General features: G+C 54.5%; 26 protein-coding genes and 3 tRNA genes. 13 read left to right on the plus strand and 16 right to left on the minus strand.

The window, feature by feature from the left end; all coding sequences use genetic code 11:
- Positions 1-326: 326 nt before the first annotated feature.
- Positions 327-400, minus strand: a tRNA-Thr gene (locus ACYOR7_RS01050).
- A 106-nt stretch (positions 401-506) separates the two neighbouring features.
- Here ACYOR7_RS01050 and ACYOR7_RS01055 point away from each other — a divergent pair.
- Genes ACYOR7_RS01055 through ACYOR7_RS01065 form a run of 3 tightly spaced genes read left to right on the plus strand, consistent with a single transcriptional unit; the run spans position 507 to position 2,918 of the window.
- Positions 507-1,799, plus strand: coding sequence for a phosphohexomutase domain-containing protein (locus ACYOR7_RS01055; protein ID WP_479912869.1), 1,293 nt, complete (start codon positions 507-509; stop codon positions 1,797-1,799).
- On the plus strand, positions 1,783-2,736 hold the full coding sequence (gene thiL / locus ACYOR7_RS01060) for a thiamine-phosphate kinase (RefSeq protein WP_479912870.1): 954 nt from the start codon (positions 1,783-1,785) through the stop codon (positions 2,734-2,736). The genes ACYOR7_RS01055 and thiL overlap by 17 nt, the downstream gene beginning before the upstream one ends.
- 35 nt (positions 2,737-2,771) lie before the next feature.
- Positions 2,772-2,918 (plus strand): hypothetical protein, encoded by a 147-nt coding sequence (locus ACYOR7_RS01065; RefSeq protein ID WP_479912871.1) that lies wholly within the window; start codon positions 2,772-2,774, stop codon positions 2,916-2,918.
- Here the strand turns inward: ACYOR7_RS01065 and ACYOR7_RS01070 are convergent.
- Positions 2,911-3,423, minus strand: coding sequence for a hypothetical protein (locus tag ACYOR7_RS01070; RefSeq protein ID WP_479912872.1), 513 nt, complete (start codon positions 3,421-3,423; stop codon positions 2,911-2,913). The two genes, ACYOR7_RS01065 and ACYOR7_RS01070, sit on opposite strands and share 8 nt — an antisense overlap.
- Entirely contained in the window at positions 3,392-4,390 is a 999-nt protein-coding gene (locus ACYOR7_RS01075; RefSeq protein ID WP_479912873.1) for a hypothetical protein, read from the minus strand. Before ACYOR7_RS01075 ends, ACYOR7_RS01070 begins: the two co-directional genes overlap by 32 nt.
- A 399-nt stretch (positions 4,391-4,789) precedes the next feature.
- Here ACYOR7_RS01075 and ACYOR7_RS01080 point away from each other — a divergent pair, with 399 nt between their 5' ends.
- The gene (locus tag ACYOR7_RS01080; RefSeq protein WP_479912874.1) at positions 4,790-5,302 is read left to right on the plus strand and encodes a response regulator; all 513 of its coding nucleotides are present in this window, start codon (positions 4,790-4,792) and stop codon (positions 5,300-5,302) included.
- On the opposite strand, the gene ACYOR7_RS01085 is transcribed toward ACYOR7_RS01080, so the two are convergent.
- A complete protein-coding gene (locus ACYOR7_RS01085; RefSeq protein ID WP_479912875.1) occupies positions 5,299-6,393 on the minus strand; it encodes a PAS domain-containing sensor histidine kinase in 1,095 nt (364 codons plus the stop codon). The two genes, ACYOR7_RS01080 and ACYOR7_RS01085, sit on opposite strands and share 4 nt — an antisense overlap.
- Before the next feature lie 252 nt (positions 6,394-6,645).
- Between ACYOR7_RS01085 and ACYOR7_RS01090 the strand changes: the two genes are divergently transcribed.
- From ACYOR7_RS01090 to ACYOR7_RS01105, 4 genes are all read left to right on the plus strand, one after another.
- A complete protein-coding gene (locus ACYOR7_RS01090; RefSeq protein ID WP_479912876.1) occupies positions 6,646-6,957 on the plus strand; it encodes a hypothetical protein in 312 nt (103 codons plus the stop codon).
- Positions 6,958-7,782, plus strand: a complete 825-nt coding sequence (locus ACYOR7_RS01095; RefSeq protein WP_479912877.1) for a hypothetical protein — start codon at positions 6,958-6,960, stop codon at positions 7,780-7,782.
- Between the two features lie 71 nt (positions 7,783-7,853).
- On the plus strand, positions 7,854-8,555 hold the full coding sequence (locus tag ACYOR7_RS01100; protein ID WP_479912878.1) for a class I SAM-dependent methyltransferase: 702 nt from the start codon (positions 7,854-7,856) through the stop codon (positions 8,553-8,555).
- Positions 8,556-8,606: 51 nt separating this feature from the next.
- Entirely contained in the window at positions 8,607-9,014 is a 408-nt protein-coding gene (locus tag ACYOR7_RS01105; protein ID WP_075054699.1) for a 30S ribosomal protein S11, read from the plus strand.
- Here ACYOR7_RS01105 and ACYOR7_RS01110 read toward each other — a convergent pair.
- The 4 genes from ACYOR7_RS01110 to ACYOR7_RS01125 are packed head-to-tail and all read right to left on the minus strand — an operon-like array spanning position 9,011 to position 11,572.
- Positions 9,011-9,364 (minus strand): hypothetical protein, encoded by a 354-nt coding sequence (locus ACYOR7_RS01110; RefSeq protein ID WP_479912879.1) that lies wholly within the window; start codon positions 9,362-9,364, stop codon positions 9,011-9,013. The genes ACYOR7_RS01105 and ACYOR7_RS01110 overlap by 4 nt on opposite strands.
- Positions 9,354-9,770 (minus strand): DNA-binding protein, encoded by a 417-nt coding sequence (locus ACYOR7_RS01115; protein ID WP_294804984.1) that lies wholly within the window; start codon positions 9,768-9,770, stop codon positions 9,354-9,356. The genes ACYOR7_RS01110 and ACYOR7_RS01115 overlap by 11 nt, the downstream gene beginning before the upstream one ends.
- On the minus strand, positions 9,767-11,239 hold the full coding sequence (locus tag ACYOR7_RS01120; RefSeq protein ID WP_479912880.1) for an RtcB family protein: 1,473 nt from the start codon (positions 11,237-11,239) through the stop codon (positions 9,767-9,769). Before ACYOR7_RS01120 ends, ACYOR7_RS01115 begins: the two co-directional genes overlap by 4 nt.
- A 39-nt stretch (positions 11,240-11,278) precedes the next feature.
- Positions 11,279-11,572 (minus strand): hypothetical protein, encoded by a 294-nt coding sequence (locus ACYOR7_RS01125; protein WP_294804988.1) that lies wholly within the window; start codon positions 11,570-11,572, stop codon positions 11,279-11,281.
- 97 nt (positions 11,573-11,669) lie between these two features.
- On the opposite strand from ACYOR7_RS01125, the gene purB reads away from it, so the two are divergent.
- A complete protein-coding gene (purB, locus tag ACYOR7_RS01130) occupies positions 11,670-13,025 on the plus strand; it encodes an adenylosuccinate lyase (RefSeq protein ID WP_479912881.1) in 1,356 nt (451 codons plus the stop codon).
- Between the two features lie 2 nt (positions 13,026-13,027).
- On the opposite strand, the gene ACYOR7_RS01135 is transcribed toward purB, so the two are convergent.
- Positions 13,028-13,101 (minus strand) — tRNA-Phe (locus tag ACYOR7_RS01135).
- 356 nt (positions 13,102-13,457) lie between these two features.
- On the opposite strand from ACYOR7_RS01135, the gene ACYOR7_RS01140 reads away from it, so the two are divergent.
- Positions 13,458-14,057, plus strand: coding sequence for a hypothetical protein (locus ACYOR7_RS01140; RefSeq protein WP_479912882.1), 600 nt, complete (start codon positions 13,458-13,460; stop codon positions 14,055-14,057).
- Between the two features lie 205 nt (positions 14,058-14,262).
- Here ACYOR7_RS01140 and ACYOR7_RS01145 read toward each other — a convergent pair.
- The 5 genes from ACYOR7_RS01145 to ACYOR7_RS01165 all read right to left on the minus strand — a co-directional run bounded on the left by ACYOR7_RS01145 (position 14,263) and on the right by ACYOR7_RS01165 (position 21,006).
- A tRNA-Met gene (locus ACYOR7_RS01145) sits at positions 14,263-14,337 on the minus strand.
- Positions 14,338-14,393: 56 nt separating this feature from the next.
- The gene (locus tag ACYOR7_RS01150) at positions 14,394-15,017 is read right to left on the minus strand and encodes a CBS domain-containing protein (RefSeq protein WP_294804994.1); all 624 of its coding nucleotides are present in this window, start codon (positions 15,015-15,017) and stop codon (positions 14,394-14,396) included.
- A gap of 77 nt (positions 15,018-15,094) precedes the next feature.
- On the minus strand, positions 15,095-16,585 hold the full coding sequence (locus tag ACYOR7_RS01155) for a helix-turn-helix transcriptional regulator (protein ID WP_479912883.1): 1,491 nt from the start codon (positions 16,583-16,585) through the stop codon (positions 15,095-15,097).
- A gap of 123 nt (positions 16,586-16,708) precedes the next feature.
- A complete protein-coding gene (locus ACYOR7_RS01160; RefSeq protein WP_479912884.1) occupies positions 16,709-18,397 on the minus strand; it encodes a DNA topoisomerase I in 1,689 nt (562 codons plus the stop codon).
- A gap of 44 nt (positions 18,398-18,441) precedes the next feature.
- Positions 18,442-21,006 (minus strand): DEAD/DEAH box helicase, encoded by a 2,565-nt coding sequence (locus tag ACYOR7_RS01165; protein ID WP_479912885.1) that lies wholly within the window; start codon positions 21,004-21,006, stop codon positions 18,442-18,444.
- A gap of 75 nt (positions 21,007-21,081) precedes the next feature.
- Here ACYOR7_RS01165 and ACYOR7_RS01170 point away from each other — a divergent pair, with 75 nt between their 5' ends.
- Positions 21,082-21,780 (plus strand): class I SAM-dependent methyltransferase, encoded by a 699-nt coding sequence (locus tag ACYOR7_RS01170; RefSeq protein ID WP_479912886.1) that lies wholly within the window; start codon positions 21,082-21,084, stop codon positions 21,778-21,780.
- Positions 21,777-22,922, plus strand: coding sequence for an MFS transporter (locus tag ACYOR7_RS01175; protein WP_479912887.1), 1,146 nt, complete (start codon positions 21,777-21,779; stop codon positions 22,920-22,922). The genes ACYOR7_RS01170 and ACYOR7_RS01175 overlap by 4 nt, the downstream gene beginning before the upstream one ends.
- Here ACYOR7_RS01175 and purN read toward each other — a convergent pair.
- Both purN and ACYOR7_RS01185 read right to left on the minus strand, forming a co-directional pair.
- Positions 22,917-23,537: a phosphoribosylglycinamide formyltransferase gene (gene purN, locus ACYOR7_RS01180; RefSeq protein WP_479912888.1), complete on the minus strand. Its 621-nt coding sequence runs from the start codon at positions 23,535-23,537 to the stop codon at positions 22,917-22,919. The two genes, ACYOR7_RS01175 and purN, sit on opposite strands and share 6 nt — an antisense overlap.
- A 78-nt stretch (positions 23,538-23,615) precedes the next feature.
- Positions 23,616-24,587: an Lrp/AsnC family transcriptional regulator gene (locus ACYOR7_RS01185; protein WP_294805007.1), complete on the minus strand. Its 972-nt coding sequence runs from the start codon at positions 24,585-24,587 to the stop codon at positions 23,616-23,618.
- A gap of 112 nt (positions 24,588-24,699) precedes the next feature.
- On the opposite strand from ACYOR7_RS01185, the gene ACYOR7_RS01190 reads away from it, so the two are divergent.
- Complete coding sequence (locus ACYOR7_RS01190; RefSeq protein ID WP_479912889.1) at positions 24,700-25,302, plus strand: carboxymuconolactone decarboxylase family protein; 603 nt, start codon at positions 24,700-24,702, stop codon at positions 25,300-25,302.
- Positions 25,303-25,333 lie beyond the last annotated feature (31 nt).

Consider the following 25,333-nt stretch of genomic DNA (forward strand, 5'->3'; position numbering starts at 1 on the left):
ACCACTTGCGTACCCTTTACGGACCCTGTATATTCCGGTGTAGTGTAAAATGTCTAGTCCACTTCCACATAATCAAATACTTTGGAATAATATTCCAGCCATTTGCCGGCAGGACGTTGGAGGATAGAACGGTCCCTTCCAAACCGTTTATGACGAGCCGGCGCAGGCAGTCTATCCCTACTCCCAGGACAAAGCAGCAACAGGAAGCGCGGATTAAACCTTGGCTGCCTCTCCCAACATGAATGCTATGGATTTGCCGTCTTGGCAGCTCAAAATGGTAGAGAGCTAGTGAGTAAACCGTTCTGTGAGATGCAGGAAAAGAATCAAGCCCTAGGTGGGATTCGGACCCACGACCTAGGGTTTACGAAACCCTCGCTCTGCCAGGCTGAGCTACTAGGGCGTGAAAACGTACAGTCCACGTAATAAGATGCTCATTATAATCCTTCTTGCCCAAGTTCATTTCGGCGCGAAGAGTCAAATATTACAGGCAATGACTCCTACTAGAATTGAAGGTATCAATCTCCGGGGCAAGGGGAGTCTACGGAAGCGACCTGACCCTGCACGAAGCCGCCCGGTTTGCCGGGCGCTTTGCTAACCTTGTAAAATCAAAAAAGTGCGTGGTGGCAAGGGACACCCGGCCCTCAGGTCACATACTGTCGCAAACAGTCTCGGCAAGCCTGATGGCAGCCGGCGTCGACGTGTACAATCTGGGGGTCGCGCCGACTCCTGCCGCGTTCAGAGAAGCGCGAAAATATGGCGCCGGCATCATAATCACCGCGTCGCACAACCCGCTTGAATGGAACGGGCTGAAATTCATAATCGAAGGCCGCGGGCTGTTTGAAAAAGAGCTTGAACAGATGCTTGCGTCAGACGTTCTAGTTTCAGGCGCGGCAAGCGAGCATCCCGCAGATACAAGCTATGTGCAGGACGTCGCGGCGCTTGCCGGCACCGGCAGCGCGCAGGTCGGAATCGACGCCGGAGGCGGGGCGTCATGCGGCTATTCTGAAAAATTGTTCAAGAAACTCGGCATGAAGTTCCAGAGCATAAACGGGATCCCTGGAGTCTCCTCGCGGGGCCCTGACCCGACCGCGGACGAGCTAGCAGACCTGCGCTTTCTCGTGACTGCAAACAAGCTTGACTTGGGCTTTGCCCTTGACCTTGACGGTGACAGGCTGGTCGTCGTGAACGACAAGGGCGAGAAGCTGAACCCGGACGCAACTCTGCTTCTGTGCGTCGCCCGCGCGGTGGAGCTTGGGGCAAAAAAGTTCGTGACAAGCATCGACACGAGCGTCGCCATCAGCAAATACGTCCGAGAGCGCGGGGGCACAGTCGAGCACTCCAAGGTTGGCGAGGCAAACGTGGTGAACAAGATGCTTGACACGGGAGCCGAGGCCGGAGGAGAGGGAAGCAGCGCCGGATTCATCATGCCCAAGTTCAACATGTGCCGTGACGGGCTCTTGGCTGCCGCAACGATAGCGACGCTTGACAGAAAGGCGATGGCAGACTGCCTGTCGTTTGCGTCGCAGTTTGTACAGGTGCGCTCCAAGATAGCCGCGGATTCTTTATTGCACGCAAGGGTGATTGAAAAACTGCCCGACGCGCTAAAGGCGGAATGCTCGCAGCTGATAACAGGCGACGGCGTCAAGGGGATAATCGACGAGGACTCGTGGGTGCTCGTGCGCCCGTCAAACACCGAGCACGCAATAAGGGTGTCAGTCGAGTCGCGCGCAGAAAAGGCGCAGTCGCTGTACAAAAAGATGAGCGAAAAGGTCCAGCGCGTCTATGAAGCGATTAGATGAGAAGGAAATAATCCGCGTATTCTCGCAGGCGCTAGGCATAGCCGACGACCTCGACGATGTGGCGACGGTGACCGGAGCCGGCAGCAGAAACCTTGTCTTCAAGGCCGACATGCTGGTCGCAAGCACCGACGTGCCCCCGCAGATGAGCCCGCAGCAGGTCGCAAGAAAGAGCATAGCGGCGTGCGCAAGCGACCTTGCAGCCAAGGGGGCAAGGCCGGTGGCGGCGATGATAGCGCTTGGCCTTCCAGCAGACATTACCAGAGCGTACGTCGAGGGGCTGGCAACGGGATTTCAAATGGCATCAAGGGAGTTTGGCGTGAAAATCGTGGGGGGAGACACGAACGCCGCAAAGGATCTTGTCATAGACTGCAGCATGATAGGCTCGATAGCGGGCAAGAAGGTTCCAAGAAGGGACGGCGCGAGGCCCGGCGACTCTGTTGTCGTTTCGGGCAAGTTCGGCTATCCTTCTTCCGGGCTTGCAGTCCTGCTGAAAGGCGCAAGGGCGCAGGGTGGATTCAGAAAGGCGGCAGTAGACTCGGCTCTGGAGCCCAAGCCGAGGCAGGCGTTTGGAACGGCGCTTGCGCGGTATTTCTCGTCGTCGATTGATTCAAGCGACGGCCTCGCTGTCTCGCTCTATGAAATCGCCACCCCGAGCAACGTCGACATCGAAATCGACCCTGCTGCGGCAAGCGCCGAAGGCGTGCAGGAATTTGCTGTCGCAAACAACCTTGACGCGCACGAGCTGGTGTTCCACGGAGGAGAAGAGTACGAAATAGTCGCAACCGTGCCAAAATCCCTGCTGTCAAAGGCAAAAGCGGCCGCAGAAAAGGCGGGCTGCGACTTTTATGTCATCGGCAGCGTGAAAAAAGGAGGAGGCAAGGTCACGGCAGGCAAAAAACACTTGCTTGAAAACAGGGGCTATTTGCATTTCAGCTAGCTAGCTTTTATCTACCGCCCAGTGCAAGGCTAGTCGTGTTTGGCAAGGCAAAATGCAAGCTCTGCGGCGACGAGGTGAGGTTTGCATTGAAGCACCTCAACGAAAAGCACCCAGAGGTCATGCGGGGAGAAATGAGCCGGGACAAGATGCAAAAGCTGGTGGAGAAATATTTCATCAGCTAGGCTGCTGTTGTTTTTTCGTCGACTGCCAAAAGTCCATGATGCTCCTTGAAAATATCGCCGTCACGTTGAATGCCGCAAACGCTGCAAAATGTGCTATTATCGAAGTCACGCCTGCCTCGATGCCTGCGCCAAGGAGCAGGTATTGGACGTAGGGCCTTACAAAGATAAAGACAATGTCCGCCGCGGCCACCGAGGGCCACAGGCGCAGCGCCATGACGCAGACCTTCTGCACCCTCTTGCCTCTTCCAAACTGCATGAACTGCCCGCGGCTGTCGAAATAGAATATGGCCAGAAACCCTGCCAGCGCGGCGAGATAATCGGCCGCAGAGGAGGCTATCGAAACGCCGGCTTCGTCAAGCGCGATGGCTATCGCCAGCTCTGCCACAAGGAGGCCCGCCGCTATGCCTGCAAGCTCGCCTACGACAAGCTGCTTGTTGAAGGTCCTGTATTTCCTGGCGTTGCCTGCCAGGTAGCTAATGTATTGTCGGATTGGCAACCTTGACAAGGGCAGTCCTTTCCCTGCAAACGCGGATCGATTCGTACAGTTTTTCGGCGTAGCCATGCGCAAGATGCTTCAAGAACCCGTACTGGGCCGGAAGGGAAATGCCCTCGGCCGAATTCTCGTACTCTTTCACTAGGTCGAGGATCTTGTCAAGGCTCTTGCTCCTCACTGCCACCGCATCCCTTATCGAATCTGGGTTTGCGGCAAGCGTCGAGAACGGCACGGATTCGGTCGCGCCGAGGATAAAGATGTTGGGCATCTTGTCGTACAGGTCCTCTTCGAGGTCGTCAAGGTCGTCCTGTATGTCCTGCAGCGCCTGGTTGTAGTGTAAGACAAGGGAGACGTTCGGGTTATAGTTTTCAAGCTCGCTGTCAAGGACGCGGCCGTAGATCGTGGGGGCGTCGGACGACTTGAACATGTTGTGGTATCTTATTTCCTTGTAGGAAAAGTCGTTCCCGCCAAGCATCCTTTCCTTCATCAGCTTCTCCGAGTCCCAGAACGGCCAGCACTGGGCAAACGAGAAATGTATGGCGTATTTCAAATACCCTTCGCTGTCTGCCTTGACAGACATGAGCAGTTCTTCTGCCGTGCGCTTGTATTTCCGGTTACCGATTTCGTAATACCTGTCCATCAGGACTATGTAGCGCACGAGCGACCTGATGGTCTTGTAGATTCTGAAAGAGACGTTGACATCCCCTGTGTCCGAATATGCCGCAAAATAGTACGTGGCAAAGTCCTGGCCCTTCTGGTCTATTGCTTGGAATAATGCAGACGGCGCCGGGTCTATTTCAGCCAGAAACCTTGAAAGATCGTCAAGGCCCTGTACAAAATCTTTTCCTGAAAGCGCGAGCAACTTTTTTGATTTTTCTTCCAATGTGGAAATCTGCATAAAGTCAAGGTATCCCTTTGCTGCACCCTGCTTCCTTGCGCGTTTTGGCCGACAAAGCATGTCGTTCTTGGCATCCGACATTTTGTTTGCCGTTTTACCATATTCTTGCATTTTTCCAAATTATTCATATTAAATGACAAAAATAAAAGCTCTGATCAGGATTTCTTGATAAAGATGGTATATTGCTGCTAAATATTCGCAATATACTTTTTCAAAAATATAACTTTGTCGCTTTTTAACGAAGATTATTTCATTTTATTGCATGATGCAGCGGCCCTACCGCTGTCGCTGCTGAAAATTTTCCTTTTTATAATTTATATCCCATTAATAGGATAATTATATAAGAAATAGCAAATATGAGCGAATATTGCTAATGTTGCGTTGCAATATGATGCACTTTAACTGGCCACAGATCTTGCTTTTTGTCTGCAAATCCACACAGTATACATTAATTAACTACGCATCGCTCTATAAGCATCCTTGAAGATCCTTGTAGCCGAGGACGAGCCAAACATTGCCAAGGTTTACAAGATTTCCTTTGAAGAGCGGGGCCATGATGTCATAGTCACCCACAACGGAGTGGAATGCATTGAAGAATACAACCGTCACCTTGGGGAAACCGGTGGCTACAGCACCGTTCCTTTCGACGTCGTCCTACTGGACTACAGGATGCCAAAAAAGGACGGGATGGAAGTTGCCCGCGAGATACTGGCGCTGGTTCCAAAGCAGAGGATAATATTCGTCTCTGCTTATGTCCTTGAAACCCTGCAGGACGCGGTAAAGACGCTGAGCAGGGTCGTGGAAATGATGCAAAAGCCGTTTGAGATAGACGACCTTGTGTCGCTCGTGGAGGACACCAGCATCTGGAACGGCCTTGAGCAGCTCAACGTCAACATCGGGGAGCTGCGCAAAATGAACGCCACGCACGAGCAGCTGCTCGGCCTGTACGAAGGGCTGAGGACCCTCCAGAAAGGCCGCGGAATAGCCGGCTAGGACCGCTGCGGAAGAGTAGGAGGCTGCTCGAAGGGCAGCCTGATGACAAACGTCGCCCCTTTTTCATTATTGTTGTACAGGTATATCGCGCCGTTGTGGGCGGTCATTATCGCCCTGCTTATGAACAGGCCAAGGCCGCTTCCATGCTTCTCTCCCTCCCCGACGCTCCTTGTTATGAATTTCTTGAACATGTGGGGCAGCACCGTTTCCGGTATGCCGCCTCCCGTATCGCTCACGACGATGTCGTACCGAGAGTTTTTCGCGTCGATCCTCGTCTCGATTGTGATCCTGCCCTTCCCGGTAAACTTGGCGGCGTTGCCGATGACGTTCATGAGCACCTGGGTGATGCGCTGCCTGTCCAGGTCGCAAAGGATTGTTCGCGCACTTTCGTCCATGTTTACTGAAAAGTCAATATCTCTGCCAAGCTCGCTCGTCCTTAGCGCGTTTACGACGTACTCTATTATCTCGGAGACGTTGGCCCTTGCAAATTTGTACCTCAGGGTGCCGTTCTCTATCCTGCTGACGTCCAATATGTCGTTTGCAAGCTGCGTCAGCCTGCGCGCCTCTCTCAGAACGGAATCCCATGCCTCCTCCTGGCTTATCTGCCCCTTTTTTGCAAGCAGTGCAAGCCCCAGTATGGGCTGGATGGGCGTGCGCAGCTCGTGCGACGCGATGGCAATGAATTCGTCCTTGAGGCCCTCTTTCCTCCTGAGCTCCTTGTTTGCCGCATCCATCTCCCTGTTTGCGCGTTCTAGTTGAGAGCTCTCTGCCACCGCCATGCCGATGACCATGCCCACGCCACTGTCGCCTTCCTGCTGCCACGCCGAAGCCGCAAGTATCCCAGGAAACTCGGTCCCGTCTTTTCTCCTTACCAAGACGTCCACCTCCTTGACGCCCTGCCTGCCGCAGGCGGCGATGGCGTCCTTTAACGTCCCGGCCCTTGCAACAATAACGTCAAAGACCTGCATCCCTATCAGGCCGTCTCTGGAAAATCCAGTCGCCAGTGCAAAATAGGCATTTGCGCCTGTTATCCTGCCGTCAGGGCCCGCAAAACAGATCAACAGCGGGATGTTCTCGGCAAAATTGCTCATTTCATGCAAGGCTGGTATTATATTATCTGGCATGAAAAGCACCTAAAGAAGGTTGTTGTTATTGGCTGCTGAGGGTAACTTTTCCGCTATGTGTCCTGCCATGCGTACCATGGGGCATATACATCCTGTTGTCGGAATATCTTCATCTCTCGCCAAAATAACGATATATATTTGTACAAGCTTCTATATTCCTGTTAGGTAGTGTGCGCACAGGGTACTGGTGCTAGGTGGTGAGCGAGCCTGCATTCTTCAATGGATAGCGACCGCAACACCATGTTGAGGCGCGCCTTTGACAAGGAACTCATGTCGCTCGGCTCCTCAATCTATCAGACTATAATGTGGCACATGGACGGCCGGGGCGTGTTTTCAAACCCCCGCTCTGTCGACGTCGAGTCGCTTTATTCTAACCTCCGGGAAATAGTGGGGCCCCACGCTGACATGATAATGGACATGACCTGGGCGGACCTGGAAAAGAACCACGGCGCAAAGGACCCTGAAAAGTCAAAGAAGAGCCTTGACAAGATACGCAAGTGGCTTGGCGCGGGAGCAGGAGGCGCAGTCTAGTTGGAGGTAAGAAAAGAGATAACGGAAATCAAGCGCGGCCGCAAGAACCTCGTAATCGCGCTGGTCGGCGCAGTTGTAGCCATTAACCTGATAGTTCTTGCCACGTCGCAGTCAGACGCCATAATCGCCACAAGCGACCTTTCTAGGATACTGACGGTGGGAGCCGCGGCTGCAATATCGATAATCGTAGTGGCAAGGCAGAACGTCACCGGGATTTTCGGCCGGGCGTACCTTGCGCTTGCGGCAGGACTCGTGCTGTGGCTTGCGGCAGAATCTGTGTGGGGATATTACGAGCTTGTGCTGCAAATAGAAAGGCCGTTTCCGTCCATCGCCGACGCGCTGTGGCTGTCGGCCTACGGCCCGATAGGGTTCCACCTGTTTAGCACGGCGCGGTTCTACGGCCGGGGCGTCGGCAGGTACAAGGTGGCGGCGGTGATAGCTGGCATGTCTGTATTTGTGGGGCTGTACATAACAGAGCTTGCCGATGTCTCGCAGCTGCAGGGCGAAGGCGCCGAGCTTGCCATTGCGATAAGCATCGCCTATCCGCTCCTTGACACCGCGCTCTTTATGCCGGCGATACTCATCGTCCTCAATTCGGGCAAGGGATACCTGACTTCTATTCCGTGGATCTTTATCGGCTGGATAGCCCTCGGGGTGGCCGACACGCTGCTTGGGATTGCGCAGGTGCAAAACTTTGCCGGCGACCTGTTTCTGATAAACGCGTTCTACGTCATTGCCTACCTTGCCATGGCGGCGGGGCTGTGGTGGTACAACAGGTTCTTTATCTTTGACAAGGCCCGGCTCAAACCTGCGTCCGGTGGTTAATTAACCCGTCCTGACAAATACAGCCGTCTTGGCCGATTTTAAAGACCTGTTTTCAAAGCAGTCCAGCGAGTATGCTGCTTCAAGGCCAACGTATCCGAGGGAGCTCTGAGTTCCTCGCAGGGCTCGTAGAGCGCAGGGAGCTGGCGTGGGACTGCGCGACTGGAAACGGGCAGGCGGCAGCGGCGCTTGCAGGATACTTCCACAACGTTATTGCAAGCGACGCAAGCAAAAAGCAAATTGAAAACGCACGAGCAGGCCCAAATGTGCGCTTTGCAGTGTTTCCCGCAGAAAAGCCCGACCTTGCGGACGCAAGCGTGGACCTGATTACGATAGCGGTGGCGCTCCACTGGTTCCGCTTTGACGACTTTTACAGAGAAGTCAGACGCGTCGCAAGAAAGGGAGCAATAATCGCCGCGTGGGCGTACGGGCTGCACTCTATAAGCCCTGAAATAGACAGGATAACGCAAACGTACTACAAGGACATTGTCGACCGGTACTGGCCCCCTGAGATCCGGTACGTGGAAAACGGGTACGAGGACATACCCTTCCCGTTTCCGCAGATAAAAACTCCTGATTTCAAGATAGAGCTTGAATGGAACATGCAGAACCTGCTTGGCTATCTTTACAGCTGGTCCGGCACGCAAAAGTACATCGAGGAGAACAAGTCCGATCCGGTGGAAATGATATACCCTGAACTAAAAGCGGCGTGGGGAGAGGAACGTGTCAAGAGGAAAGTGACTTGGCCCATCTGCATGAAGGTTGGCCGGCTATAAGGGCGCTGACAACGTTTTTAACCCTCTAAAAAGACGAAACTATCTACCAGTATGTCTGAGCAAGACGAAGTTACGCAGACTAGGTGGGGAGTAGCCCACATCTTTAGCAGTTACAATAACACTCTTGTGCATATCACCGACCTGAGCGGCAGCGAGACGATTTCATTCAGCTCTGGCGGTCGCCACGTCACTGCCGACAGGTACGAGTCGTCGCCCTATGCAGCCATGAAGTCCGCTGTCGCGGCCGCTGAAGTGGCCAAGGGCAAGGGCATTAACGCGCTGCACATCCGCGTGAGGGCGGTCGGCGGCGTCGGCCCGAGAATTCCCGGTCCGGGAGCGCAGGCGGCAATCAGGGCGCTTGCAAGGGCTGGATTTCGCATTGGCAGGATTGACGACGTGACTCCAATCCCGCACGACACGACAAGAAAGCCTGGCGGAAGAAGGGGACGCAGAGTCTAGAGCTCTTTCATTTCCGGGGCGAGTTTTATGTTCGCCCCGCAGCCACGTTTTTTCAACTCGCTTGCAAGCCACGCGACGAACCGGTCGTCAAATTTCCTGCCCTTTGACCTCTCTATCTCGTAGCCGTGGCTGTCGCGGATCTTTTCGACAAACTGCCCAGAAATGAAAATCTTGGCAAACGACCAGCCGGCGCGCTCTAGCGGCGGGTCGATGGCATATTGGTTTTCCAGCTCGCAGCACGTCTGCAGCTCTGAAAGCACGTCGGTCGCTATCAGAGAGTCAGGCTCAAAAGTGGTAGTCTGAAAGTCAAGTATGAACGTGCCGAGTGGATTATTGTTACTACTGCTCATTGTCCTGTTTCAACTTGTCCGAGAACGATATGAGCTTGCCGTCCTTTTCCACCTTGATTGAAGTGTCTATCCTGATCCGCAGGCCGACCGACCTGAACAAAGACAGCAGTTCTCCTCCAGAAATCCTGGACTGGAGCTCGCCGGCAAGTATCAGTTCTGATATCTTGGTGACAATGGCCGCAGTCTGCGCCGGGAACTGCGCGTATGCTGCATTGAGCACTTCGTCGCCCCTGTCGTACAGGTATGCAGCGACTATCTCTCTTGGCGTCTTCGTTTTCTTTTCTGCCGGCGCCGCCGGCTCGCTCTTTTTCGCCTTTTCAAGCGCCGCCGCTTTTTCGCGCATCTCCTTCATTTTGCGCGCCTTTATGATCTCGATGTCCGGGTCGTCGCCGTTGCCCTCGCTCAACCCTTTATCACCCCTATGGGGACGAGCCTGACCACCTTTGTGGCGATGCCAAGCGAGTCGGACACGTCTGCGACTGCGTCCACGTCCTTGTACGCCTCTGGCGTCTCCTCTACCATGCCGTCCTTCGTCAGCGCTTTCAGGTATATGCCCTTTGACTCTAGATTTCCACGGACGCCTTCGGGCGTGTAGCTGCGCTTTGCGGCAGACCTCGACATGGTCCTGCCGGCGCCGTGCGCAGTCGAGCCAAAGCTGAGGTCAAGCGAGTTTCTGCCGCCAAGCAATATCCAGCTTGCAGTGCCCATCGAGCCCGGTATTATCACCGGCTGCCCAAGGCCGCGGTACTTGCCCGGCACCTGCTCCATGCCGGAGGGAAACGCCCTCGTGGCGCCCTTGCGGTGCACTACTACTTCGCGGGTCCCCTCGCCGTCAATTTTGTGGCGCTCTACCTTTGCAATGTTGTGTGACACGTCGTACACGAGGTCCATTTTTAGCCCGTCCTCAGACATGCCGAAAAAGCGCTCGAACGTCTTTCTCGTCCAGTGGGTTATCATCTGCCGGTTGGCCCATGCAAAGTTGAGTGCAGAGAACATGGCCTTTCTGTAGCCTTCGCCCTCCTTAGAGTTGTTTGGCACGCACGCAAGCTCTCTGTCCGGTAGCATGATGTTGTACTTGCGTAATGCAGACTCTGACACACGCAAATAGTCGGTGCATATCTGGTGGCCAAATCCCCTGGAGCCACAGTGCACCAGCACCGTCAGCTGGCCCTCTTTCTCGATGCCCATGGCTTTTGCGGCCCGCTCGTCGAAAATCCTGTCAACCTTTTGAAGTTCCAGAAAATGGTTGCCCGAGCCAAGCGAGCCGAGCTGCGGCGCGCCCCTCTTTCTTGCCGTGTCCGATACACTGCCGGGATCGGCGCCCTTCATCGTGCCGGACTCCTCGCAGACCTCTGCGTCGTGGTTCGTGCCATAGCCGTGCCTCACCGCCCATCCGACTCCTTCGACCAAGAGCTCGTCCAGTTCTGATTTTGTCAGCCTCACGGCGCCCTCGCTTCCAACGCCGGAGGGAATGGACTTGAACAGGTCGTTTACGAGGTCCTTGAGGCGCGGCCTCACGTCGCTTTCCGTGAGGTTCGTGCGCAAGAGCCTCACGCCGCAGTTGATGTCATATCCCACGCCTCCGGGGCTTATCACGCCTTCCTCGACGTCGGTCGCGGCGACTCCTCCCACCGGGAAACCATAGCCCTCGTGTCCGTCCGGCAACACCACGACGTGCTTTCTCACGCCCGGAAGCGTTGCGACGTTTGCAGCCTGATCGATGGTCCTGTCGGTCACCATCTTGGAAACCAGAGAATCGTTAGCGTAAATGCTGACCGGCACCTTCATGCCACGCGAAGAGTCGGCGTCGATCCTGAACTCTCTGTCGCCTATCTTTCGCACCTTGAGGCCGGCCCTTGTAGCAATCTCTATCAATTTGCTACAAAATTGGCGCCGGAGTTATTATAAGCGCTTCTATGCACGCTTGTATGCTGGTGCAAACACTGCGTGCGCCGGCAGGATCTCTACCTTTGGCTCGCTCTTGATGCCCGTCTTTTTTACCTCCGGCATCAACCTGCCGTCAACGAATTTTTGAAAATCCTGCTCGCTTTCCCATATGTCCGTGACCCTTATGCCCTTGCTGTCAAAAGCGGCGACGTGAAACATCGCGCCCTTGGGTACGTTTCCTTCCCAGTTGACCGTTTTCCTGAGAGCCTCGTAGTCTTCCTTCTTTACTCCTTCCCACGACATGATCATTGCTACCGGCATTTCCACTCTGTTAAGGTGCTGGTGAGTATTAATGGATTATAGCCACGTCTCAAGCCCTGGTGCAAGATTTATTTTCAGCGCCGCATGCCCCTCTTCCGTGCCAATACTGCCCATAGACTCGGGACGCTACGGTAGCAAGGAGATGCGCGCGATTTTCAGCGACGAGCAGCGCCTCCAGTATCAATTGGACTTTGAGGCCGCAGTAGCGAGGGTGCAGGCGAGAATAAAGATGGTGCCAGAGGATGCGGCAAAAGAGATAGGCAGCGCCGCAAAATCCGGCAAAATCACGCTAGCACGCGTCGCTGAACTTGAGGCCAAGAGCGAGCACGACACGGCTGCAATGGTTGAGGCAATAAGCGAGCAGGTGCCATCAGGCGCCAAGCCGTGGGTGCACTATGGGTTGACAAGCAACGATGTAGTCGACACCTGCACGTGTATGCAGATGCGGGACGCGTTTTCGATAATCGAGGAGAAGGTGGCAAAACTCGCGCAGTCGCTTGCGGACAGGGCAGTCGAATTCCGAGACGTGCCGGCGGTGGGCCGCACGCACGGTCAGCACGCAAGCATCATATCTTTTGGACTAAAGTTTGCAGTGTGGGCGTCAGAGATGGCGCGCCATGTGGAGCGCATCGAGGAGGGCAAGAAGCGCTTTCTCCTATGCAAGACCCGGGGCGTCGTAGGCACCGGATCATTGATGGGCGAGCGGGCCCTTGAGGTGGAAAAACTGGTCGCCGGTGACCTCGGCCTCTGGCCGGTTGACGCTGCGACGCAGGTCATACCAAGGGAGCGCTATTCAGAGATGCAGTTTTTGATGGCCCTCATCGGGTCGACACTCGACAAGGTCGCCGTAGAGGTGCGCAACCTGCAGCGCACGGAAATCGCTGAAGTGGCCGAGCCCTTCAAAAAGGGCCAGATGGGTTCAAGCGCTGTCCCGGTAAAGCGCAACCCTATAAAGAGCGAGCGCGTGTCCTCGCTTGCAAGGATGCTAAAGTCGCTAGTTTCCGTATCGATGGACAACATACCGCTCTGGCACGAGCGCGACCTGTCAAACTCGGCCAACGAGCGCTTTACGCTACCGATGGCCGCCATCTTGCTTGACGAGATGCTGAATGCGATGGCAAGGGTGGTGGCAGAGCTGAAGGTGAACAAAGAGCGCGTGGTTGCAAACCTCGACATGACCAAAGGACAAATCTATGCCGAGTTCGTCCTTGAGGCGCTCGTGAAAAAGGGTGTCGCGCGCTTTGACGCCTACCGGGACATCCAGCGCGTGGCGTTTTCTGCGCTAGAGTCCGGCGAGCAGTTCCTAGATGCAGTATCTAAAGACGAGAGCATCGGCAAGCACCTTTCAAGAAAAGAAATTGCCGCGATATTCAAGGCCGAGAACCACCTTGCCGCGTCAGGCAAGATAATAGACAACGTGGCCAAGCTTGTCAAGCAAGTTACAAAGAAGTAGAGTGCCGTCGGTGAGATTTGAGCTCACGACGGCTCCGTCTTCAGCGGAGTGCTCTCCCGGGCTGAGCTACGACGGCACTGGCTGACTACTTTTTGTGGACCGTATATAATCCTTGCAAAAATGTGCTGGAGGCGCGATTTGAGCCCGCGACCCTGCCAAATGCGGCTCAACTCCATTTCTGGTACTTTTTTCACTTGTACATAAGCCCCAACGGATTATCTTGCAGCATTTTACAAATCCTTTCTCATCAATCAATTTTCATTTAGAACACTATAATCTTCGCTGAATGCCTATGCAGGAGAATGGATTTTGCATTTTTCTGCATTTTCTGGGCTTTTATATGCCACAAAAACCATTTAGGAAGAATATTCTGTACTTTTAATACTCTACCCTATATATGTGATGTCGATAGATAATTTCTTGACTTTAGCCATGGTAAATAATTCGAGCATCACTTTTCGCGTCGATGATGATAACATTAACAAATTAAGAAAATTGGCAGACGAAGAAGGCATGTCGTTGAACACATTAGTGAATAGGATTCTGGACTCTTATCTGGAATGGGAGTTTATTGCGCCAAAAGTGGGATTTGCTCCCATGCAGAAATCAGTCCTGAAGGATCTTTTCGACTATGTGCCTGAGGAGCGACTAAAGGAAATAGCAATCAAGGCAGCAGATAGCTTTGAAGATGAGCTCCTCATAATGTGCGGAAAAGTAGACTTGGATGCAGTACTTTCCATCACCAAGAACAGGGTCAAGAGGTCCGGCTTTGTATTGAGAGAATTTAGCAAGAATACAGATAACGGCGGAATAAAGCTGATCTTGCAGCACGATGTCGGGCAACATTGGGGCACCTTCTCAAAGACCTACATCGAGAGATTGATTAACAACGTAGGGTATCCTGTAAAGATAGAATCAACTGACAATTCTCTCTCTATAGAGATCGGGAAAGCCGAGGGAAATCCAGTGTACACGCGATTGGCTGCAAAGTCATTATCTAATACAAGAAAACAACAGCAAGAGGCGAGCTAGTCCGAGCCATATTTTACTGCCAAAACCTGTCAAAAGTTAAAGCGTTTAATCAAAAAGTATCTTGCCTCTGTATTGTATGCCTAAAATGTTCGTTCGCCCTTGCTGATCCCGACATTATAACATTAGAAAAAGCGCCATAATCTTTAATGTTAAATTATCCATTTTTCAGTTCAAAAATATCATAAACCCTTTGTAAGAAAAGTAGTGCCGGAGGCGGGATTTGAGCCCGCGACCTTACGATTATGAGTCGTACGCTCTAACCAAGCTGAGCTACCCCGGCACGCGCGCTCAGCAAGCGTACTGCGATTTGGGATATTTCCGCCCTGCTTATATTAACTATTCAAACGTGCGACGGACATCGCCTTCCAGCACGCCCGAGCCCGTATGCAGCCTGTCGATGTGCTTTGACAATGCTTCTTTAGAGTCAAAGGGCAACTCGCAGTAGGGGCATACGACTGCCGCGGCGCTCAGGTCCTTGATGTACGCAATCGCCTTTGGGTTTATGATGCACACCGGCGTCCCCTTTAGCGCTGTGTCCGCAGTCGACATCGTCGACAGGTGTATGCGCTCGAAAATGTCGTCACGGTACACCATGCCAAGTACCGCCGATTGCGACGTGACGATAAGCTGCCTTACGACGTGCTTGTCCATCATGGCAAGCGTCTCTTGCACCGTGCTATGCGGTCCGACCGCAAGCACCGGGCTTGTCATTATCTCGCGCAGTTTCACCTTGCCGGGATTTCTGCCCTGCGACATTACCTTGAACAGAATGTCCGTTTTGCTCACGATGCCGACGACTTCGCCCTGGTGGGATACAAGGACGCTTCTCACGCCCTTTTCCTTCATCTTTTCAAGGGCCTGGTCGACATACCTGTCGCCTTCCATTATGGCCACGTTCATGTTGATAAAATTCTCTATCGGCAGGGAAAGTAGTGACGTGATGTCGGGGCCGGAACTCATAGGTAGTTGTCTGCCATGTTTTATTTAAGCGTGGCGTGGAAATTTTTTGAAAAACGTGATAGTTCCTACTACTGTTACTATGCTTGCCGCCCCTCGAACCTGAGCTTTATGAGGTTCTGGCCGCCTGCCTTCCTTATCTCAACAAGCTCCTCTCGCTCTAGCCTCTTTACAAGCCTCCACACGGTCGTCTTGGGCAGGCTGAACCTTGTGCGCACCTCGCTCTCAAACGCCGCGCCCTCTTTTTCGGCAAGAAAGCCAAGCACGTCACGGTCTTCGGGCCTCAGGTGGGGCTTTTCCTCGATTATCCTTGCGACTATTCTGCCAAGAAGGCCGGTGTCCATCTGCGACTCGGGTATCCCCGCAAGCGCTCTTGCAGATTCGACCGGCGACGCGCTTGATGATGATGATGACGATGACGCCACTGATGCCGCATCATCTCCTTCTTCATCTAGCTCTTGCTGTTCTTCCTCATGTTGCTGCGGTTCCAGCACGGGCTGCGCGCCAGAGCCGTTAGGTTCCGGATCGCGCATCATAGTGGCTGCAGGCGCCTTGCTCGTCCTCCTTTTCTTGAAGAGGAAAAAGTATGCGCCGGCGCCGCCCCCTGCCGCCGCTACTCCTCCTATTATCGCAAACAACGCTGTCGGAGACTGCTGCATCGTGTTGTTTATAGCTGCGACGGCCTGGGCGGTGGTAGACCTTGCCTGCGAATACTTGCCCTGCGAAAACTCGGACCTGGCCTGCTCAAGGAGCGACGACGCGCGAGAAACGTCGCGCCCTTGGCTTGACGCCTGCGTTATCTGCGAGCTTGCGCGCGAGATCTCTGACTGCGCCCCAGTATAGTCAGTTATCACGACCGGAACCTGGTCGCTTGCCTGCGTCGCCAGCCTGATGGCGTCTGAGAACCTGCCGGCGTTCTTTGCCGCCGTCGCGTTTGCAAGGAGGGATTTCTCCTCTGGAAGCTGTATGCCTTGGTAGCCTGCCTCCGCCTGCTTGATTGCCGCGTCGGCAAACTTTATCGTGAGGTCTGCCTGATCTTCCGTCCCAAGGGTGCCGACGAGATAGCTAAAGTGGACGGTTCCAGACTTGAAGGTGAGCAGGGACTGGCTGCCTATCTGGCTTATCACAGGCACGTTGCCGCCATAATCGGTGGGGATGCTGTCTGCGGGCATCTTTATTGCCACCTCGATGGGCGCTTCAAGGCTGAATGTCCAGGTCCTGCCCGCCTTGTTGACTAGGTCCGGCGTCAGGTAGCTTATCCTGGCACCTGTCGCGTTTCCGGCCGTTATCTCTATCTGGCCGGGCGTCACCATCTTGAACGGCAGGGTCTTGTCGTCGAGGTCGGTGACGATGAGCTCGCTAATGTTTGTGCCAAAGAGCTTGACCGGCACCACCTTGCTAGCGGCAGCGGTGGTTGTTGTTGTCGTGTTTGCCAGCAGTATGTCGTATTCAACCAGCGCGTCGCCGTTTGGAAACAGGGCCATGAACAGCGAGTCGGGAGTGTAGACCCGGGGCGCCTGCGCGCCGGCCACGCCCGTGCTTGCGCTAGCAAGGACGGCCGCGATCGTCAAGATCGCAAATATCCTCGGAATGGAAAATCCTGTAGATGGTCTCCAAGGACAAGAATCTCTCATTATAACAATTGTCCGGCTTAAAAAAGCATGTCGTAACGATATAAGTCTTCTGACCGCCGCTCAGGGGTAGAACCTTGCGAAATTCTTTTCCTTGAAACTTTCTACCCACTTGAACTTGCGCTGCAAAGTCGCGGTGTACACTTTGGTCCAGTCAAGCTCGACGTAGTTGAGCCACGCCTTCATGACGCGGGGGTCGATGTAGTTGCGCAACGAAGTCCCAAGGTTGTAGTCGCGAGTCTCTTGCTGCAGCTTTAGCTGCATCTTTAGTTTAGAAAGGCGCTCTTTCAGGCGCTTTTCCTGGACCTCAGTCTTCCAGTTTCCTGCCGCCACCTGCTTTTCAAGCTCGGCTATGGCCTCCTTTTTCTTGGCTACTGCTTCCTCGAACTTTTCCGCGGCCTTTTTGGCAGCAGGGTTCTTGGGGTCGACTCCCTTTTTGTGGTTGCACTCTATAGCCGCTTTCAGGTTTGCAGACTTTGCAACGTACACCTTGTCTGATTCCTGCGAGTCTTTGTCAACCTTTATGGGCGGGTTGACGAGCGCCTGCTGCACCACCTTTGTGGCGATGCACGTCCTGAACACCTTGGCAGTGAGGCCGGGCATCACCGTCTGGAAGAACGCGTTTACCTTGCGCGAGTTGATGTCGTCAAATATCTGTTGGTCAGGTTTCTTGTTTTTCATAAAGTTGCGCAGGTTGTCGTACAGCGCCCGCGTGTCCTCCGAGTTGACCTCCAGCGTCTTTTGCCATGGCACGCTGTCCTTGCCGAGAAAGTTGAACTCGATGTATTGTTTGCCATTTTGTTGTGGGAACTTTATGTGCTCGACGCGAAGCGTGCTTGCGCCCACAGTGTCGGCCTCGTCGGGGTCCTTTTCGTCCCCGACTCTCATCGCAAGCTTGAAGATGAGGTACGCCGCTGTGGCGGCCTTGTCGTTAGAGCCCTTCATCTTGCGCATTATCTCCTTTTCGACCTTGCACAGCTGCTGCGCCAGTTTCAGCGCCTTGTCGTACTTGGCTTTATCATTGCCCTGCCGCAGCTCTGACGAATCGTGGAGCCAGACGTACTTGCGCTTTTCCGTCAGGTTCTCCATCCAGGTCGCAAGCCACGTGGACGTTTGGTCGTGGACTATTTCCTTCCACTGGCCCTCTGGCACCGGCGCGTCCTTTCCAAGGTTTAGTGTAACATCCTGCGGCCTGACTCTTGGCTTCCAGCGGCCGCGCAGCGGGTGCTGACCTCTGCCCATGAACAGGCCCGGAGGCTCGACAAGCCAGTTGGCAATGTCGACTTCCTGCCCGTCGACTATTGCCTTGCCGTACAATGCCTTTAGTCGCTCGCGCTCTGCCTTTTTTGCCTCTGCCATCTTTTTCTTTTCCTCCCTCGGCAGGTTCTTTATGCGTTCTATTTCGCGCTCTTTGATGACCTTCTCCTCGTCAGCAAGCCTGTACGCCTGCGAAAAGTCAAAATCGGAAATTTTCAGGTCCGCCTTTCTGAATTTTTCAGGAAGCAACGGCTTCAAGTCGAGCAAAAAGTTGGACTGGAACACTGGGTCCTGCACGTAGTGGGTGTCCTTCTTTTTCGCCCACGCGTACACCAGCTCCTCCTGGTCCGTGTTGAGCGCGACCTTTTCTCCCCTTATCGAGATGGTGATGCCCCTTGGCTGGTGCTCGGGCGGGAAGGCGACGCCCCTGTGGACAAGCGAACTCCACCTTACGCGCGCCTGCGGAGGCTGTGGTGCAGCGGCAACCTCTTCCATGTAATTTATTGATGAAACGCGCTCTTCTATTCTTAAATGTTTACCTAGACTAGGGCACGGTCGCCCTGTATTTCCTCGCCTATCGCAGTCGCCTCGCCCTCCACTGCGCGGTTCATGACCTCAATTGCCGCCTTTTTGTGCAGGTATTCGTTGTTGTTGCCGCACCTGTACGAGTAGGTGCACCGGGGACAGCCACTCTCGCTCGTGCACGGGCACTCGGACAGTATGCGAAGCGCCCTTCCAAGCGCCTTGTCCAGCCGGTCATACAGCACTTTGCTTGCGCCGTTTCCGCCAATGCTTCCGTCGTACACGAATACCAGCCCGGACGAGCCGAGTGAGATTCCGCCTAGGTCCTGCGATGCGCCTCCCGTAATCATGGCGCTTCCCTCTATTATGACGTGCTCTGAGGCGTGGAACGCGCTCATCTCCACGTACTCCTCGTCTTCCGCCTTTGACATTGTCTCTTCCGGCCTTGGCGCACGGAACACGAAACCCTTGGTCGTAAACTCGAACTCTAGAGGCTGGTCGAACATCACTTTTGTCTTGCCCTGGGTGACTTCCTGCCCTATCTCGACGTTGGCGTAGCCGAGCACCCTCTTTTGTATTTTTAGCGAGCAGTACGCGACTTCGATTCCAAACACCTTCTTTCGCTCGTGCACCTGCAGTATCGACGGCCACTCGTCGGTGAGGGCCTTGGTATAGTAGGGATAGTCGTGCGGTATCGCTTCAAGCTCGGCGTACGGCTGCCTGTCGCGGTGATATGCCTTTACGCGATAGCGCCTCCCTGCAAGGAAATAGATGGCGTCCTGGTGCAGCTCTTCAAGTGCCTGTGGCAATGATCTATCGCCGACTAATTTTCCAGCGAGCTTGATGTCCACCCTGCTTCCGATGCCGCGTATGCTGTAGTTGTTCAGCACTTCCATCGCCTTTTTGAAATCGGGCACAAAGCGCTCCTTTTCGAGGCTCAAGAGTCCCCTTGAAACAAGCTTTTGCACGGTGTCCCACGCTCCTTTCGACTCGGCCATCGATATCGGCCTGTCGCAGGCCATCGCCAGTATCTGAAATTCCTTGACAAACGGGTTCTCCGGGTCGGTGTACGCAAATTCCTGGTCGGACAAATAGTCGTCGGGGTGCGACTTGTAGTACTGGCTTATCGGGTCGTTGCCAAGTGCCAAAAACGCGTACCCCTGCTGGCCCCTGCGCGCGGCCCTGCCTATCCTCTGCACAAGCCGGTTGACCGGGACGATGTTTGAGACGATGGCGTCGACTGCGCCGATGTCGATGCCCAGCTCCAGAGTCGGAGTCGCAGATATCGCGGACAGCTTGCCGGACTTGAACATCTCTTCCACGCCTGCCCTCGCAGACGCAGTCAGGCCGGCCCTGTGCACTCTTATCGACACGCCCTGCCTTGCCGCGTAAAAAGCCAAAAGTTCCGAGCCGAGGTGCGAGTTTGAAAACGCAATCGTCCTGTGCTTTCCCTTTGCAGCTTCCTTTACAATATCAAGTGCAAGGGAGCGGTGCGACCGAAGCGACGGGAATATTATTGCGAGGTTGACCCTGCCGCGCCTGCCCCTTCCCTTTATCACCTGCATCTCCCTGCCAAAGAGCGCCTTGCAAAAGTCGGCCGCGTTTGGAAGCGTCGCAGACGCCGCGGCCACCTGCATCCTGCCGCCTCCTGCAAGACGCTCTAGCCTTGCAATTATGTGGTGCACGTTTGCCCCAAAGACGCCGGTGTAGACGTGCGCCTCGTCGACCACAAGGAACTTTGCACTCCTCAAAGCCCGGGAGAACCTCGTCTTGTGCATCATGTGGTAGTGTATGACGTCAAAGTTGGTGACTATGATGTCCGGCGGTGATTCGAGGACCCTTGCGCGCTCTGTCTCTGGCGTGTCGCCGTCAAGGACCGCCGCGCGCACGCCAAGCGGCTCGGCAAGCTCTGTTATCTTGGGCATCTGGTCGCGGGCAAGGGCCTTTGTCGGGTACACGAAAATTGCCATTATCTTCCCCTGTCCGTCGCCGGCGCGCAGCGACCCAAAGCGCGAGACCTCTTCCGCTATCTTTTGCAGAATCGGTATGCAGAATGCCTCCGTCTTGCCGGACGCTGTCGGCGCCGTGATGACGACGTCGCTTCCCTGCAATATCTTTTTCACAGCCTCCTCTTGGAACTTGTATAATTTTTCAATGCCCTTTGCCTTCAGGACGCCAATTATTCCCTCGTCGACCGGCAGGTCATTGATATCGCTGCCGTATTCTGGCGGTGGCTCCTCAAGCGACCGGAAATCGACGACATAATCGCGGTCGGAGCGCAGCACCTCTTCCAAGAGAGGGTCTTTTCCATTCCCTGCAAGCATCGCGTCCACCTCCTTTTTCGACCTGATTATCCTTTCCTGCTCCATCAAGAGCCGAAGGTCGTCAGCCGTCGCAGCTCCTCCGTCCTCGCACTTGTCAAGGAACTCCAAGTACGACTCGTCAGTGCTCGCAGACGACTGCTGTACGATCGCGCAGACCTTGCACCTTGTGCACCGGAACATCAGCCGCCCGTCAAATATCCTGTCTGCGCCCACGGAATGGGGCGAGCTGCATTTCGGGCAGCGATAGTTGTTCGCCACGCCTGCGTCTTGTCCCTCCGGGCTAAATTGCCTTCCGCTATATACAATAATGAGCACTGGCATTTCTGCCTTGATTTGTCGGGGCTTGGGAGCCAGTACTGGCCTGAAGTCATTGAAGTGCTACGCTCCATAGTCCCGGTGTACGACAAGGTCAACCGCGTCATTTCGCTTGGCAAGGACGAAGAATACAGAAAACATGCGATAAAGGGTAGGGTAATGCCGGGAAACCTCGTGCTTGACGCCGGCTCTGGCTTTGGCAACATGTCACGCGTCGCGCTTGCGGAGGCAGGCGGAGACGCAAGAGTGGTAATGTACGACCCGCTGCCAGAGATGCTTGCAAACACGAGCACCTTTTTTGCCGGCGCCCACCCCGCGCTTTCGTCGGGGATATTTGAGCACATGCCGTTTCAGGACAACATATTTGACGCGGTCCTGTGCGGCTATTCGCTGCGCGACGCAATCGACCTGAGAAGAGCGATAGCCGAGATGCATCGCGTGCTTGCGCCGGGAGGCAGGCTGATAATCGTCGACCTCGGCAAGCCCGACGGCGCGTTCAAGCGCTGGATGGTGGCTACCTACCTGAAGCACTTCTTGGGGATTTTTGCATACATTGCCGCCGGCAAGCCTGGGCTGAAATTCACGACTCTGTACGGGACGTTCCTGCGCTGGCCCAAGAATTCTGAATTAGAAGCCATGCTTGCCGAGAAATTCTCAAAGGTAGTCTTTGACAAGGGGATGCTGGAAGGCGCCGTCATGGTGGCCGCCTACAAATGAAGGCAGTCATCCTTGCCGCGGTCTGCGCCGCAATCGTGGGCATCTCGTACGGGATGCACTCGCCAATCGTGCCGGTGTTTGCCAAAGAGGAGCTTGACGCCAACTTTTCCGAGGTGGGGATCATCGGCCTTGCCAACTATTTGCCGTACATGGTAGTGCCTCTGTTTGGAGGCATGCTGCTTGACAGAACCAACAAGGCGTACATGCTAATCTTGGGCATATCGCTAAACGTCTTTGCGATATTCATGCTGTCAGAGGTCGACTCCGTTGCCAGCGCGACTGCGTTCCGGGGGCTTTCCGGCGTCGCCCATGCGTTTTTCTGGCCGTCTGCCGAGGCGATAATATCGACTACCGCACCAGCGGAAAAGAGGGTCAAGTGGATAGCACTCTTTACCGCCGCGTGGGTGGGCGGCTTTATGACGGGGCCGCTTGTCGGGAAGGTGGTACTCGACCATTTCGACTACCGCGTGCTGTTCGAGCTGTCCTCCCTGGCAATCTCGCTTGCACTCGTTCCGGCGTTTCTCCTGATGAGGCACGGCCGGCCCGCACGGACCGAGAAGCACAAGCTCCTCAGCCTCGCCGACCTAAAGAGCGAGGTGACATCGATGCCGGCGGTAAGCGCGGTCGTGCTCTATTACGCCGTCACGTTTGGCGTCCTGATAGCGATTTACCCCGCGTACATGAAGGCCGCGTCAATAACCGACCAGAACATCGAGCTCTTGTTCTTTGTGTTTGGAATAGCAAGGTTTGCAACCCTGCCGTTCGTGCATCGCATAGCCGGCAGAGGCAGGGCCGCGCTTGCGGCAGCCGTCGCAGTCATGGCCGCCGGCATGGCCATCTCGTTTGCTTTTGCATCGGTGTGGTCGTTTGCAGCAGCGCTCGTGCTTGCCGGCATTGCAACAAGCATCTTTTATCCTGTCACGTTCAACTTCGTGACCAAAAACGCGCCGGTGGAAAAGATGGGGACGAAACTGGGCATCTACGAGGCACTCTTTGGCGCCGGCTGGACCGTGGGGCCCATTGGGGTCGGCCTGTCGTCAGACGCGTTTGGCCCCTCAAGCCCGTACCTTGGGTTTTCAGTGATAGGCGCGGCTCTGGCAGGCGCGATAATAACGGTCAGGAAAAACGACAGCAAGTTATAGAACGCGGACCTTGCGGCCCTCAACCTTTAGGCGTCCTTCTGTAAACAGCCTGACTGCCTCCGGGTACGCCTGGTGCTCCTGCTCCAGTATCCTTGCACTCAGCGTCTCTTCCGTGTCGCCTTCCATTACCGGCACCGTCCTCTGCAGTATCACGGGGCCAGAATCGACACCGGCGTCCACGAAATGCACGGTGCACCCCGACACCTTGACTCCATAGTCAATTGCCTGTTTCTGCGCGTGCAGGCCGGGAAACGACGGGAGGAGCGCAGGGTGGATGTTCAGTATCCGCATTTCAAAGTGCATGATAAACTCAGAGCTGATTATGCGCATAAAGCCGGCCAGGCACACGAGGCCGTCCTCCGGTGTGACGCCTGCGTCTTCGAGGGCGGCGACCAGCTTTCTGTCATAGTCCCAGCCTTTCAGACCTTCTGCCGGGATCACCTTCGTGGGCACACCGTATTTTTCTGACGCCATCTTTAGCCCTGCGGCGTCGGGCTTGTTTGAAATTACGATTTTCGGCTTGGCGCCCGGTATCCTGCCTGCCTTTGCCGCGGCCAAGATAGCGTCCATGTTGCTCCCCCTGCCGGAGATGAGTATGCCGAGGTTGTTTGCCAAGCAGTTATCTGGCAGGACGACCTATTCTTAAACGTCTCTAGCGACTTTGTAAAAAAAAGTAGAGGGCGCTGTATGTTTTTATACCTTCAAGGCGTCGACTTCTCTTGTCGGTTTGCGCGAAAGCGGTGGCAACGACGATGATCCCGCCAACCTTTTGTCAATTTCCCGTATTATCCAGTCGTCATAGTATTGCAACTTGGTGACTATGAACGCGTCTGCCGTCTTGACCCCTTCAAAAGAGTCAATCTTGGCCAAGACCAAGTCTACTTTGACGGCGTTTTCGCCAAAGAGCACGAATATTAGCCGATCATCGGGATCAATCACGCTGGGACGGTACAGGATGCTCTCCTGGAATTCCGAGTACATGCGCTCATAGACGCTGCGATAATGGGATTTTGCGACAAACATTATGATGCAAAACTGGACGTACCCTATCATGGCAGCCGGATCGCACTGGAGGGTGAAATCCAGTAATCGTTCCTCCTTCATCCTGTCAAGGCGCCTCGTCGCGGTTTTCTCTGAAATGCCGAGTTCTTTTGCAATCTCGGATATCTCTATCCTGGCGCCTGATTGCAGCAGGCACTTTATTATTCTCAGGTCCGTTTCGCTCGGCTCAATGGATACGGGTACGTGAGTGACAGCTATGTTGCTCACGGTTGCAGGTCTCAGGCAGTCCTTGAGCGACTGGATGGCGCTGTGATTCCATGACTCGTCGTTGATGACAAGGCCGGCCCCGGAATTTCTCCCCATCTGGTGTATGTGGTAGGCAAGGTCTCCAAACTGCTTAAAGCGCTGGACGACGTCATCTTTGGTTATCCCGTTGTTTGTCCTTGCCAGTATGTGGGCCGTCTTGCAGCCAAAAGCCGCAGGGTTGACCCGGACCACAAACTTTTCAATGACTCCGTTACGCACCATGTTCTTGACCCTCGCCTTTACGCTCTTTGACGTCAAGCCAATCTGCGAACCCATGCTGTTGTAGGAAGTCCTGCAATCCCTGCCCAGAATGGCGAGAATGTCGAGATCAGTCTTGTCAAGCGTCAGCCTTTCCATATGATGTGTCTTTGCGCTTACTACACATCAAGATTGCTATAAAGATGTCCGAAACTTGGAGTGCCGCTTCCCCTGAGGATAAATGCTGCAGTTCGTACAGTTCTTCTTGCATATGAAAGAAACACAAAGAAGACCGCAGCAACAAATAACGGCAGCATCTTCGTCTCCGTTCCTTTCTCCCATCGAAGAGCCACAGGACCCTATAATGAAGCAGGCTTATGAGGCGGCGTCCCGGCAATTTGGCAAGGTGCTTACACCTGTGAAGGTTTTCAACGCGCGGATGCCGCCTGAATTCGGGCAGTTCACCGCAAAAATTGGCGAGCTGTCTGAAAAGCTGACGCTGCCAATGGAAACTGCCTTTCTCGTCCAGCAGCACGTGTCGAACATGAACGTCTGCTCATTCTGCATGGACATCGGCCGCGCATTCACAATCAAAGCGTCGATGAATCAGGCCAAGTTCGACGCGCTGGAGCAATACCGCTCAAGCACGCTCTTTACCGATGCAGAGCGCGCGGCGCTGGACTATGTGACGGAACTTACAAGGAACAAGACGGTCAACCCAGACACCTTTGCACGCATGGCCAAGTATTATTCCGAACGCGAGATCTGCGAAATAGTCTGGCTTGTTGCAAGCGAACATTTCTACAACATGACCAACATCGGACTGAACATCCATTCGGACATGCTCTGCGACATCAGCAAAAAGAAAAAGTAGGATTGCCAGTTGACGAATACTGTGCCAAACC

The organism is Candidatus Nitrososphaera sp. 86-2 (assembly GCF_056726185.1).